The 14,257-nt window shown below is 37.8% G+C and carries 10 protein-coding genes; 1 reads left to right on the top strand and 9 read right to left on the bottom strand.

The genetic code is table 11. The features are described from left to right. The coding region (gene lepB, locus BCU94_RS17630) for a signal peptidase I (RefSeq protein WP_102477124.1) at positions 1 to 659 on the top strand (659 nt) is incomplete at its 5' end. 898 nt (positions 660 to 1,557) lie between these two features. Here the strand turns inward: lepB and BCU94_RS17620 are convergent. The 9 genes from BCU94_RS17620 to BCU94_RS17575 form a co-directional block, all read right to left on the bottom strand. Next, a complete protein-coding gene (locus tag BCU94_RS17620) occupies positions 1,558 to 2,916 on the bottom strand; it encodes a hypothetical protein (protein ID WP_102477123.1) in 1,359 nt (452 codons plus the stop codon). A 28-nt stretch (positions 2,917 to 2,944) separates the two neighbouring features. Further along, positions 2,945 to 4,072 carry a hypothetical protein gene (locus BCU94_RS17615; RefSeq protein ID WP_102477122.1) on the bottom strand — a complete coding sequence of 376 codons (1,128 nt, stop codon included), beginning with the start codon at positions 4,070 to 4,072 and terminating at the stop codon, positions 2,945 to 2,947. Between the two features lie 96 nt (positions 4,073 to 4,168). Then, complete coding sequence (locus BCU94_RS17610) at positions 4,169 to 8,008, bottom strand: AAA family ATPase (protein ID WP_102477121.1); 3,840 nt, start codon at positions 8,006 to 8,008, stop codon at positions 4,169 to 4,171. Between the two features lie 1,127 nt (positions 8,009 to 9,135). After that, entirely contained in the window at positions 9,136 to 10,269 is a 1,134-nt protein-coding gene (locus tag BCU94_RS17600; protein WP_102477119.1) for a serine/threonine-protein kinase, read from the bottom strand. Next, positions 10,266 to 10,853, bottom strand: coding sequence for an ECF-type sigma factor (locus tag BCU94_RS17595; RefSeq protein WP_157936257.1), 588 nt, complete (start codon positions 10,851 to 10,853; stop codon positions 10,266 to 10,268). The genes BCU94_RS17600 and BCU94_RS17595 overlap by 4 nt, the downstream gene beginning before the upstream one ends. A 91-nt stretch (positions 10,854 to 10,944) precedes the next feature. Beyond that, positions 10,945 to 11,619, bottom strand: coding sequence for a metallophosphoesterase (locus BCU94_RS17590; protein WP_102477117.1), 675 nt, complete (start codon positions 11,617 to 11,619; stop codon positions 10,945 to 10,947). Positions 11,620 to 11,677: 58 nt separating this feature from the next. Continuing rightward, entirely contained in the window at positions 11,678 to 12,271 is a 594-nt protein-coding gene (locus BCU94_RS17585) for a hypothetical protein (RefSeq protein ID WP_102477116.1), read from the bottom strand. Positions 12,272 to 12,327: 56 nt separating this feature from the next. After that, positions 12,328 to 12,654 carry a hypothetical protein gene (locus BCU94_RS17580; protein WP_102477115.1) on the bottom strand — a complete coding sequence of 109 codons (327 nt, stop codon included), beginning with the start codon at positions 12,652 to 12,654 and terminating at the stop codon, positions 12,328 to 12,330. A 754-nt stretch (positions 12,655 to 13,408) separates the two neighbouring features. Continuing rightward, positions 13,409 to 14,257 (bottom strand): tyrosine-type recombinase/integrase (locus BCU94_RS17575; RefSeq protein ID WP_157937406.1); only part of this gene is annotated, 849 nt, incomplete at its 5' end.

Here is a 14,257-nt window from a genome sequence, read left to right as displayed (position 1 = left end):
GCCAACTAGAATGGGTGGCCATGTTAATTGTTATTCGCACAATGTTTTTAAATTATAATCATGTACCAACTCAATCTATGAATCCTAATTTGCATGAAGGAGATGTTATTTTAGTTAACAAGGTTGCTTACAACTTTAAGCTTCCATTTGCTGAAACTGGGCTTTTAAATTTTGGTTCTCCAGAGCGAGGGGATATTGTTACATTTGATTATAATGGTGTTAACTATGTCAAGAGGATTATGGCTGTCGGTGGTGACACATTTAAAATGACAGATAATAGATTTTATATCAATGGTAAAAAATTACCGTTAAACCACACCAGAAATGAATCTGTTGACCTTAATGAGTTTAAGACTCAAGAAGAGTATACATATAAAGCCTATAGAGAAGAAAACTTCTCAGGGCTACAGTATGATGTTATTTATGCAGAAGGCTTTAAGGAAGATTATATTAAAAATATGATTGTAAGTAGTAAGGTTTATGTTGTTCCTGAAGATACGTATTTTATGATAGGCGACAATAGAAACATGAGTGGTGATAGTCGGTATATTGGAGCCATTCATATGGATAAAATCACAGGCAAAGTTGTTAAAATAGCATTTAACTATCAACAGATTTTTACTGATGTAAAGATGCGGTTTTGGGAAGACACTGAGTAGGTTGATTTTCGCAGATTTGGAAAGCAGAATGCCTGGTAATCTTATGCTATACCCACTGTTCTAGGGGGAACCTATCCCCTCCAACCATTTTTTCAACGGTATCGGTTCCCGTTAGTCATGCCTTAAGTACACAACTGCCAATGGAGTAGTAAAATGTTGCGTCTTCAATACTGACAAACGTGCTTCATGGTCTGCCAATAGCAACCTCAATCAAGCAGTGACGAAATAGCACATTAATAACTCACCAGGGTTGTTGTAAACGATGAAGTAATGGCTCAGTCCAACCAATGTAAGCCAGAAAAGGCCAAGGATGAACTTAAACCGAATGGGTGTTTCACCATTAAGCGGCGCAGTTAGACTGTTAAGCCCGTATATCTGGCAGAACAACCGCTTTAAGCGGTACATGAGTGACATCAATAACAACAGCAAGTGTGAATAGTTTAGCAGAAAACCAAGGTCAAAAGCCTTCGGTAGGCAGGCTATTGTCTTGACTCACCGGGAGCGTCCATCATATATAACTATGTTATTTTTAGGCATAAAAGGTACTTGTACTGCACTTATGTTGACGACAAAAAGCTGTGTTCGTCAAGCCACTAGCGAATTGCTGTTTTATCAAAGCAGTCCAATCTTCATGAGAACGTCTAGCCATATTAACTCCTGATGTATAGTCAGGAGTTAAAATAAGGGATCAGTGAAAGCAGTTGAAGATGTACTTATCCGGACGGTTACTAGCTTGCGATAAAAGAAGCCAGTAAAAAATGGACGATGTCCATTCGAAACTGGCGTTCAGCCATGAACCGATTTATTATTGAGTTCGAAGATAGGCTTGAAAAGCATATTAACTAAACTGCAGTTACACAGAGTCTGTTACAACCTCGTAACAAAAACAAACAATGTATCAGTTTACATTAGCTTTAATTTCGTTTTGCTCTCGTTTCATATCTTCCCCCGAGCCTTCAGAAGAACGATTATGCTTTGTCTTATCTGTAGAAACATGCGTATCAGATATCTTTTCACCTCCTGAGTTACCGTGATTCTTTCCAGGAATTTGTAGCAGATGATATAAGTCATCGCTTGTACGCTTTAGAATTACTGATAACTCAACAAGAATTTTTGCAGCTTCACCTTGGTCTTGATCTTCTCCGTGAATAAAGAAAACAGAATCAGATATTTCCTTTGCAAGTTTTGTATCCATATTACTATCTGTCTTATCTACTCCTTTCTTGCCCAACTTATCCAAATAAGTGAAAAATAGGTCATCATCAATTTGTGACCCTAGCATTAATGCGATAAACAAGAACCCAGTGTTATTAGTCAGTGACTTTCCGACTTTGGTACCTGCTATCAAACTACCTAATAATAACCATGCAGCGTGTGAAGGTGTAAAGCCTTCTCCTGCCTCCTCGTTATCGTTGTTCTTAATTTCCAGCAATAATTTTGAAAGGTACTCTTTTCGGTCTAAAATTAATGTATGTGAGCGAATAAAGTGCAATCCATCGCCAAAATTATTTTGTGTATCCATATACTCTTTGAAAAAATCATAGCGTTCTGAATCTTTTATAATGATGTCATTAAGATTTTTGCAAATGTTTTTTCTTTTAGTAGAATCAGAAAGAAAATATTCGCCAATCATAGAGGTGGAAACTTTCTCACACTTAACTGGTGGGCAAGCAATGCTGACATAAGTTTTATCCATTGCAACTTCTTCAATTGATTTTATTAACTTTAGCAAATCTGACTCTAAACGAACATAAAACTCCACTAATAAGTCGTCAGCTTTATCAAATTTATATTCTTCGTGACCATTATATAACTTCAATTTTTCTTGGAATTTTTCTCTTTCTTTTTCACTTAATAATACTTTTTCATTTGACTGTAAAAAAGAAATAAAACTAGTACAGGTACGTTTTGCTTCTAGCACATTTATTGTCAACTCCGAGTTTAATGTAGAAACACGGTCGGCCTCTTTTTGATAGATCTCCTTAGTTTTTTTCCTACTATCTTCTTGTTGTAATGTGGTTGCAACTTTTGCAATTTTAATAGCGACCCAAGCCCCTGCAAACCCAATAGCAATGCTGCCTATTGCATCTATATAGGCTGATGCTTCCTGCTTAGTATCTTTTGGATTTGTTAATAATGATATTAATGATATTTCACCATTATGTATCCAAGCAAAAACAGCTACTAACGAAAAAATCAGAAATATCGTGATTATCAGTAACTCAAAAGCACTCTCATTATTTTTTATTAAAGACATAATGTTCTCCGGTTAATCCGTTAATCCGTTAATCCGTTAATTCACTTTGCAACATCTTTTGAGTAATTGAAGCCACTTGTTTAGCTATTTCATCTAATTGCTTTCCATTCAGCTGTTCCATATTGTCAGCATGAGCAGCAATTCTTTCAGTAAGCGCCTCTAAGACAATGTCCTTTTTGGCTTTTGGTACAAATAGATCTTGGGAAAAAGAGTCAACGCTTTTGCTATCATCCATGACACCATCAGTAAATTTTAAATGAAACTCATCTACAATCATTCTCAAAACACTAACGCCACGTAACACTTGCTCTTTTGAAAAACTATTCTCATCATTTAAAAATTGACGAACTTCATACCGAATCTCGCCATCATTCACGTCATACCACATGGTTATAAATTTGCGCGTTGAGGTCATGTGTAAACTTAATAGTCCAAGCTTTGCTTGACGTAATATAACTTTCTTTTGATCTATTTCTTGTTTAAGATTATTAAGTAAGTTGTATAAAAATGGCGTGTAGAATATTACTTCCTTTCTGTCATGACTAATCACTAGAAGAAAACCATCATCATCATCATCATCTTTATATTTATCAGTCTTAAAGCCAATTTGCACTATTCTGCCAGGCTCAGTCTCCTTGAAATTCCACTCCTGCTCCTTCAGTGTTGATTTAACAACCTCGATCACACTCTTGTCTTTAACATTGCTACTTTGATTTGGTGTACTCCCGGCTAATGTTTTTTGAGGTTCGTCACTCTGCTCTAGTTTAAGTTTAACATCTTCAATAGCCACAACAACATCCTGCAAAATCTCGTCGCTTTTCTCCAAAACATTAACCATACTTTCTTCAATCTCAGTCTGATCAAGCAGCCAAGAAACATGTGCAAACTTGTCTATACCGATCGTAAAATCATCCTGTTTTAAAGGTAGAATTTTATTAAGTAGTGTCTTTAATTCATCATCAATTGCATAGACATCACCTTTGTCGTCACAGTATACAACCGTACACTCTAAGGCTTCATCTCTACCTAATATTATAAAATATTTGTGTCCTTGATATGAAAAATTTAAATGCCTCTCTTCACTCTCTTTAAACAAAGCCTCATTATCGGTATGTTTAAGCACAATGTTCTTTATATTACTTAAAATTTCATTCATGATTTTTCCTATTATAATTTTAGTTGACTTATGACTTTGCCACTTAACGTCTAGTCCATTAAGTTTCGTTGTTGTTCTAATCGAACAATTATTTAACTAATTGCAAAATAATCTTTCTATCTCATTACCCAAAAGAGACTCTTTATCAAGTAAGGCTTCAGCCACCAACGAGAGCTGTTGGCTATGCTCAATGAGTAGGTTTTCAGCTTGTTGCTCAGCTTGCTCTAACCATTGCTTTACCGCTAGCTGAGCATCAGACAATAATTCACTTTCTTCAAAACGGGTTATCAGGGCAACATTAACCGGGCCGATGGAAGGCTCAATACCACCTTCGTAGATTGCATGCATAGCTAACTGAGTCGCTTTTTCGATATCATTTGAAGCACCTGTACTGACTTCATCAATTGAGCCCGTACACAGCTTTTCAGCTACCCGCCCAGCCAATAGCACTTGTAACTTATCCATCACGGTTCGTTTGGAATAACTTTCATATTCATCAGACGCTCGCGTTGAAACAAACCCTAACGATTGGTTTCTTGGCTCAATAGTCACAAAGTCAATACGTTGCTTTGGAAATAACAACTTATAGGCTAACAAATGTCCCGCCTCGTGATAGGCGGTGCGGCGTTTTTCTTCTTGGCTTAATACAATCTGTTCTGAAGGTGCTCCATACACTATTCGGATCATCGATTGCTTAATGTGCTCAGTTGTTAAGGCCTTATCATCACTAACAGCTTGGTAAATTGCTTCTCTTAGTACTTGCTCGATATCGGCCGAGGACATACCTTGGGCCGAAGAGACCAATTGCATAAGATCATTTTGCAACCAATCTATATGATGTTTTTCAGCAAACCTTTCAAAGAAGGTCTGTCGTGCTTTTTTATTGGGTAAATCGCAATATATCGTTTCATCAAAGCGCCCAGGTCGAGTAATTGCCTTGTCTAATATCTGAGGATGATTAGTCGCTGCCAATACAAAAATAGGCTCATCGTGTGGAGTAAAGCCATCCATTTCTGTTAGCAGCGCATTTACGGTAAGGTTTTTATCACGTGACAAGCTATCGCTGTTGGTGGTTCTTTGCGCCGCTAGCGCATCTATCTCATCGATGAATACTATTGCAGGAGCATATTTACGTGCGGTCGCGAATAGCTTTTTAATATTCGCAGTCGTCCCTCCAGCATAACGATCTGACAACTCCGAAGCCGTAATACTGAAAAATGGCAAGCCACACTCCCCCGCTAACGCTTTCGCTAACAAGGTCTTACCCGTACCAGGAGGACCTGCAAACAAAAATCCACTGGGTAATTTCACCCCAAAATTCTTCAATTTGTCAGGCGACTTTAACCAACCAACGACCTCCGAAAGCCGCTGCTTAGCTCGGTCTAGACCAATAACATCTGCCAATGAATTATCTGGTACGCTATGTGTAAATAAGTCACTTTCTTTAAGATCGGCAGAATGGATGAGCTGAGTTCGATACGATTGATTGAAACATACCTTAAACACCCCCTCATTTGATGAAGTGGAGCAATGATATTCTAATTTTTCGTTTCGCCTCGACATGCTTCTTAAAGATTGCTCCATAGCTATATAATAACTGACTCGCTCGAGCATTTTGTCGAGCTCATTTTCAATTGTTATACCAGATAGGGAAAAGTGTTCTCTAATATCATGATTCTTACTTAGTGTAAGATCTTGAGTGGGTTTGCCGTGATAAATCTGATAACTAAACAATGGCAAGCTAGGGTTTATCTTATTGACGCTATTCGTAAAATCAGTAAGTGATGTCCCAGAACTGCCAATGAAATCGATATCGATAAGTAAGGCATCAGGGCTGTGTTTCTCTAACGTAACCTGCATATCCTCAATTGAATTCGACAGTGAAATCGAATTGAGACTGACAACCTCATTTAAATTACCATAAACTCTTGAATCGTCATCAATAAGCAGAAGTTTTGCTTGTCTGTGGCCTATTTGATTAACGTCGTCTACTTCAATAACAAACTCTAATTGTGTTTGAGTACTGTCTATCAAGTCTGTTGCTTTACTTACAATTGATGATTTAAGCTTTGGCAAATAATGATTTATCCGCCTAGGATTCACTTCTGGTGACAGGTCTTGCAGAAAGAATGAAGCAAAGTTTGCCGGCCAACAAAACTTAAGCTGCTCTTCAAAATCGTGAGGCTTGGCCAACTCTCTCTCAGCTAAGCGGATCAAATGATTAGTTTTCAAGGGGGAAAATAGAACTGAGTAACCTTTGGCCAATCGGTTGATAAATTCGTAAGAAAGCTTAACCTTTGAATCAGGGTTTTCTGAGTTACGAAGCAGATCAAAAACATTAATTTGATGTGCTTGCGAGTTTTTCTCAACGATATCCTGCCCTAGGTTGGTAGTAAAAATAATAATACATTGTGTGAAATCAACAACCTCTTGACTTGTCTGGTCTTGACCTTTCCCTTTATCTAATACGCTTAACAGTGATTGAATTATACTCGAATGCGCTTTTTCAATTTCATCGAACAGTAATACTTGTCTAGGTTGCGCTCTGACAGAACTCGTTAGTACACCTAAGCTCGCATCGGTGTATTGTATTCCTGAACCGAATAATCTTAATGAGTCATTTTCATTTGAATATTGTTCCATGTTAAAGTTTGTAAAAACATAGCCTAATTGCTCATATTCATTCATGACCTTACAGAATGTAGATGCCAGATATGTCTTACCAACTCCCGATGGGCCTAAAAAGGTATAGATAGTTCTAGGGCCTTCACCTGGACTGATAGAAGATGCCAGATATCCTTGTGCAAGACTTTCAATTGCAGCACTTTGACCGATTACTTTATCATTTAAGTTAGCAGCGATGTTTTTAATACTAAGCGCTGTTTTTATAAACTGGTTGCTTTGCTTGTTAAGCGCTAACAACTCAATTATCACATCCGATTTTGTCTCTAGTAATGCTGCTATAAAATCTGCAAAAGAAAGTTCGCCGTGACTAAAGGCTGCATCGAGGCAAGCCTGTATAGTGTGTTCAAATTGAAGATCGCCTACATATGACTTAGCGACTTGATACCAATTTTTACTTGAATCATTATCAGCGGTAAAACTCCGTGTAACTGCGGTATTCTTTAATGTTTGGCGACATTGATACACTACACGCGGCATAATCAACTGATGGGGGTGACACTTAAGTTGCATGGCCAGAGCTTGTAAAACACTGGGTATGGCAAAAATTGCAGCAAGTAATGCTGTATAGCCAACCGAAGGAAGATTCGCTGTTTTAATGCTTTGAACGGCAGATTTTGGGTTAGATGATATATATAATGCCGATGTCAGCACCGATACCTCTTCCATCAATTGTTGCGCGTCAGGTTCTAATTCAAAAAAATGTTGTTTCACTTTAAAAGACTGATCGGTATGCTCCAATTTAACATCCTCGGTAAGATTCAAATAGTTTTCGTCATTCATTATTTTCAACTCGGACTGAACAAAGCTTTTATCAAGCTCAACAGAGAACAGCCCAGAAACGGCCTTATACAAATCCGAATTAAATTGAATGACTTTACCCTCTTCAAGCTCTTGTAAAAAATGACGAAGTTGCTCAACCAACTTTTCGATTTGAATTGTGTCAGCAACACAAGAGAACTGATTTACAGCTCGGTACCCACCAAATTCTTTGATGATATTTAACGCACATCTCTCATCTTTTAGATCAATGTTTTCAGCTGACAAAAAGCACAATGATTGCGTTTGTTTTACTAAATCAAAACTAACCACTGAGCTTTCCAACTCAGTATCTCTAATTGCTAATTTAATCAACAGCAAAACAAATGGAAGTGCTACATCCGATTGTTCTAGCAAGTACATGTCCACTTCCATGTCAGAACACATCACTGTTCGGTATTCAAAAAAGTTTTCAACTAATGCATTTGAAATCATAAAGCCTCAAAGGAAAATTGCTTGATAATTGGTTGAGTTATAGTTTCACTACCTTTAAGACCAGATGGAGCATCCCTAATATCAGCAAGATAATGGGTGTAAAAAAACCGACTAATTTAGCGTGTATATCACTCAAAAGAGCAAGGACGATTTAAATCGACGATCTCAGTGCTCTTTAGGGTAGGCACTCAAAATGTTTTTTGGTTGGCTGGGCTTACATCTCCTGATGGATTAACCAAATCTGTTATTTGTGTCGAACATACTCCCTGAAAAGAGAGCGCCAACGAGTCGAATAAAAGCATTTCCTTATACATTTAAACCTCTTTACAATAAAAATAAATAAAACCATATAAAACCAATAGATTACACACTTTCTTGAATATCGAAAAGAATTAATGTTGAGAAGTTGCAAAATTTAAGTTACAAACCATTACTACTTAGAGAAGGTTCAACAAATAGTATTGCCTGTAAATTATGGTGTACTGCCATAAAAATAAAATCAAATAAAATCAAACCATTACAACGTGCTGCAATAATCTTAGTTATTACCATATCGATTATATTTACACCAGAAGATAATAGAGATAATTAAGGAGGCCAAAAAGCTAACTGGAATATATAAAAGCCATAGAATTACACCGATAAGTTGCCAGTTTTCGACAAAATGGTTCAGGCTAAATCCAGTTTTAGTAGTCAGGTGAAGTGTCAGGCCGAATTTAATGATAAAGACGGCCATAAAGTAAGCGATAACAAAGGTGAGTAAAGTCATTCCTAGCCTTTTCATCTTATTCCTTTAAGTTGTTTTTTTGAGTCCATTCATACCTTCTAGAAAAAGGTTTATATCATCCAATTTACTATATTTATGGAGAAATATAAAACAAAGTCAACATTTAAATTGGACAACCCCAGATTTTTTGGACTAATTTAACCTAAGTAGGGACCCCAAAAAATCTAGGGAGATTTACATAATCATAACTTCGCCGTTTTTACATATTTAGCATTATTGGAGCAATATGACAGACTAAGGGATGAGTGGTAGCGATTAACTCTAGATAATGATATAGCGACGGCTAATGAGATTGCAGTGACTGATACACTCTGAGGTTACGCAATATATATGGAATGTTTTAACGAAATACTATCCATAAGGTTGTTGCAATAGAGTAAACCAGTAACCCGCAAGCAAGAGAGGTAAAAGGCTTTCGTCTTAACAGTTTTTTCAAATGGTAAGGCGCACTTTGGGAGTATTCCTGAACAGGTAAACCTTGCCGAAAAAAATGGATAGTCTGCCTAAATGATTCTGCATCGAGATAACGCTGCTGTGGTGCGTTTTCTAAGGCTTTATTGATTATCGAATTAAGCTCAGGATTTTTTAGTTTATTCACCGCATCGGTTATCGCAACCTTACCCGTGATCATATAGTGAAGTATGACTCCAAGTGAAAATACGTCTGATTGTGAGGTACAAACCTGCCCTGCCACCTGCTCAGGCGCGCTCCAGTGGCGTGTAAACGCCTGAACTGTTTGATGATAGCCATCGTTGCTATCACTGACTTCTTGTTTATATTTTTTTGCGAGTCCTAGGTCAATCAGTACTAAGTGTCCTTGATCATTTATAATGATATTTTGCGGCTTTAAGTCACCATGATAAAGATGTTGGCCATGTAGATAACTCACAGCTCGCAGTAATTGTTCAAACACATTCAGTTTTTGTTTTAGATTGAGTTTATTATTAGCTAGCCATACATCCAGCCCTTGACCGTCAATGAAATCCATGACGATACAGGCGCTGCCTAACACCTCTGACACCCCGTATATACTGCAAACATTAGGGTGGTCTAGTGTCATTAAAATAGAGGCTTCGTTGTGAAATATCTCCCTTTGCTGCCGGGAGTTAAACTTATTCGTACGTAGAATTTTAATAGCCGCTTTATGTACTCTTACACGCCCATTATCATGGTTCATTAAGCGTTGTTCGCCTTGAAAAACCAGCCCCATCCCACCAGACTCTGAAACTAACTGGGTAATAGTAAACCCCATGACTTCCTCACCAATCAATGCATCATAAGAAACAGAGGACTGATTAGAAAGTTGCTGCGATATTAACTGACTACTGGATAACGATATATCATCTATCGTCAGCATTTTTTCAAGCGCTAACACTTGTTTTGGGAATTTTTTCTTTAAGGGCAATAAGCGTTGTTGTTGATCTGTTTTACTTAAATTCGCCAACTCACTATATAGAGAAACAATATCTATCATTCAGTTAACTTTGCTCTAAGCCAAACCGTGGCAAATTTTAAGTCGTTATCGACTGTTCTTGGCGACAACCCCAGCATATCAGCCACCTGTTGATGTGACACCATGGCAAAGTTTTTAAGTTCAAACACGTCAGCTTGCCTTGGGTGGAATTGTTGAAGCAGCTCTAAAGCAGAAGATAATGAAAGGTTTTCGGTCCAATTAGGCAGTAACACCTCAGAGTCCATTAATTGTGAATGCAAGTATTCTTGTTTCGCTTTGTGTTGATTCACTAGTGATTGATGGGGCTTACCAAACAACAAATGCCACACTGATACGCGCACATAATCAAAAAAGTCTTGCCGGTTTTCAAAGGGCTGTTCATCGTTACGCCAGCGGTGTAATTTCACCACAGACTCATTGGCTAACTCAGTAATGGAGGCATCATGTAAAATGGTTTCATTAGGGCGGTGTTGAGAAAGGTATTTTTCAACAATTAACCGAATATCTTGATAAGCATAAGTAAGGAACTCTTTACTTTGATGCTTGTCTCTATTTTGCCAACCCACCAATAACTCAGTGGCATTGCTTAGCTCTCTTATTGACACAACAATCCCTTTGTTCAACATTCATCACAATTGAATTATCAACTACTTCAGCCTCAATTACTAGAAATTACAAAACATTAAGCTGACATTATTATAAATCATTGAGATTGATTATGGACAGTTCTTGCTTCAAGCTGAAGGTATCAATCCAATAACGGTTCCCATGACAAGTTACCCTGTCTACGGGGCTATGCCCATGTACTACATAGTCAACCTCATCAATCCCTGCGCAAGAGTGAGCATTCTGTAAAGGACGACTCCATAACACATGCCAAATATCATCATCTGACAAAGTACCATTTTGCAGTCTTTTCCAACTAGATGTGGAGGACGCATGGCTAATACCAATCGTTTTGCCATTAACATCAATAGTACGCGCTAATGGCATCGTAATATCAATTAAGGTTTTCCAGCGTATTAACAAATCAAAACGGTGCATATGCTGTGATAGCCACTCACCTTCTTTTTGTCTCAAAAAGTCCCAATAACCAGGGCTCTGAAAACCTAATAGAAACAGCTGTTCATGGTTTCCCATCACCGAAAAAAACCACTTCTTTGTGAGTAAATTAATGCAATCAATACTCTCGTCACCTCTACTGATAAGATCTCCAGTACAAAAAAGGCGATCAGTTTGAAAGTTAAATTCTAGTGTAATTAACTGCACATAAAGCCGTTGTATTTGGCCATGTATATCGCCGACGATATAGTCTTTACCCACTAAATTTCTAGTATTAAAAATATGCTGCTTGCGAGGTTTTAGTTGCATATCATCTAAGCCTTAAAAAAATAGCCAGTCATAGACTGGCTACTTCAAAAATGACGAGCTACTTTTGAATTAATTGAGCCCACAATGCATGGTTAGTTTTGTAACCAGGTTTAATCGTTGCAATTACCACCAACACAAGGCTCGCTAAAAACAGATAAAAACCAACACCTGCATATTTCAATCCTTCCGCTACCCCCCTCATAATGTCTTTTGTGCTTACACCTCCAAACATTTCTGCAGCTTGAAACATATCTGCTATTTGTTGATACACGGTGTAAGAAATCGACAGTAGCAGTAATAATAAAAGCCCACGTGAAATTGACTGTTTGACCCCAAACAAGTGACTACACAAGGCTAAAATGGCAACAATAAATAACCAAACTGGAGTCATCTCACTCAGCGGTATACTGCTTCCCATCACCTTCATTACCGGGAAATAAGTGCTTAAAAGCATAAAAGCCAAACTAAATACCGCAAAAAAGTTCATCAATTTAATACTGGCAGGGTCTACTGCTAGCGCCCGTTCTTTAGTATTGGAAAGCGTTGATTTAGCTTGCTCAAATGTTTGCGATTGTTGTAAATTATGAGTTAACTGCTCAGCAGTATTTTTTACTTCGTTGACTAAATCTAAGTTTTTTTCTTTTAATGACATATATATTCCTTTTTGATCTCTTTTGCCAAACTACCAGCGTGATGACGTATTAAATCTTATAATTGCAGCGTGTTAGCCGCTAAAAGCTCTCTATCCAAGTTAATGTCATCTTTTTCAGCCAATTCGATGACGTAATCAAGCTCACACTGATTCACTATTTGATTTTGTGCGTCTGTCATTTCCATAGTCATACTTTTCACTCCCGCTTCTTTAAAGCAGGTATTTAGCATTTTCATTTTTGCCTCAACATTAAGCGAGTTGTTCCAATTCTGAATCCAAACCAGTTGATCTTCTTCTGAAGAACTGCCACAACCCACTAACACCATCGCACTTAACCCAAAAATCACGCTCGTTTTTATATTGTTTTTAAAATTCGATTTCATCACTTCTTCCTTTTCTTATGTATACATATTCAATCAATATGCGAATAGAGTCAGCTTAAAGGAATGTTCAAAATTGATGAGTGACGTAAAAAAAAATTATTTACGCAAAAAGGTGAATTAAAAAGAGAACATAAATGGATCTACAAAGGAAACCGTTAATAGCCTAACACTGGGGGACATCACTTTCCTTATGTACTTAACTATCGTGGTCAAGTAAAACTGGCCACTATAGTTGACGAGCATTGGCTATGTATTTACTGTCACAGATTGTCCTTTGTAATATAAATAAACCTGTGCGGAATAAGCAATACTATTATCTTGGGTAAGTAATTAATTAAAGTAATATTAAATGTGATTTTTTGTTGACCAGTGAGGATGTTTGGATTAATTGAACTTAGAGTTTAGAGCTACTTAAACACATTCAAATCAATGCTAGGTACACGCTGCGCGCGTGATTTAAAGTTATACAAACAAACTTATGCTTTGCCTGTCAGAAAATGAAAAGCGACCTTATGGTCGTTTTTTTATTTCTAGCTAGTAAGACCCTACATTCTGTTGTTTTGGGTGAACAAGATAAGCAGAAATTCTATACCAAGATATCAAATGATTATTCTGGTTGAACTCCATGACTGTGGCCACTACAGTATGGCAAACGTAGTTAGCTACAGTCTACCCAGCTTTATGAGCTAGCACGAAATGGGGCAGAAATGAGCTACACACGACCCTATCACTTTCGAATAAACACACCCGGTCATCAAATGTTATATTCAAGTTGCTCAATGTATTTGAGTAATGTTCTAGCCTGAGCATCCTTGCCAAAGCGGCCGTAGGTGATGTTTGGGTTTGCGTGGCCAACTATCTGCGCCACAATATGCTCACTGATATCCAGTCGTTTAAATTCATCGATAAAAGTGTGTCGTAGACTATAAGCCGTAGGTCGTTGACTCGCTTTCATGCCAATGCAGGTTTGTAATATCGATAGGTGCTTACAATAGGTTTTTGACCAATCTTCCACTAACCCCACTGGTTTGTAATTAAACAACTGGGGATGTTTTTTACGTGTTTTTACAAATTCAATAAAGCCCTGCTCTATCAAGGTTTGGTGGATTGGAATACTGCGTCTTGCATTGGCATTCTTAATACGTTGCCCTTTGCCGCTGTCATCAACGTTAATGCAATGAATACCTTCGATTACGACGATGTCACTGGGCTTTAACTGACACGCCTCTGATGGCCTTAGGCCGCCATAAAGCATCAATCGGGTGACCCACTTAAAGTCCGCTGTTGAAGCTTTAAATTCGGCGGAATGTATCAGCCTTTTTAGTTCACTCGTATCCCAACGGTCTCTTTCTTGGTTGGCTTTAACTTTGGGCTTTTGCCCTACTGTCACGTTTTCAAAAGGGTTATGGCTGCAGTAGTTCATTAACTTGCACCACTTAAAAAACTGAAATACGGCCGCTAAGTATTCTTTATTACTTTTATAGCTTCTGCCCTGTGTGAGTAGCTCATCACGGTACTTCATCGCATCAGCCGAGGTGATATCGTTAACGCAAATAGCTTGAGTGCTTTTTGGTGACCGGTTACCGATTGTTGGCAGTAACTT

Origin of the sequence: Shewanella sp. 10N.286.52.C2 (assembly GCF_002874545.1) — a bacterium.
Classification (GTDB): Bacteria; Pseudomonadota; Gammaproteobacteria; order Enterobacterales; family Shewanellaceae; genus Shewanella.
This window is presented reverse-complemented; position numbering and strand designations above follow the sequence as displayed.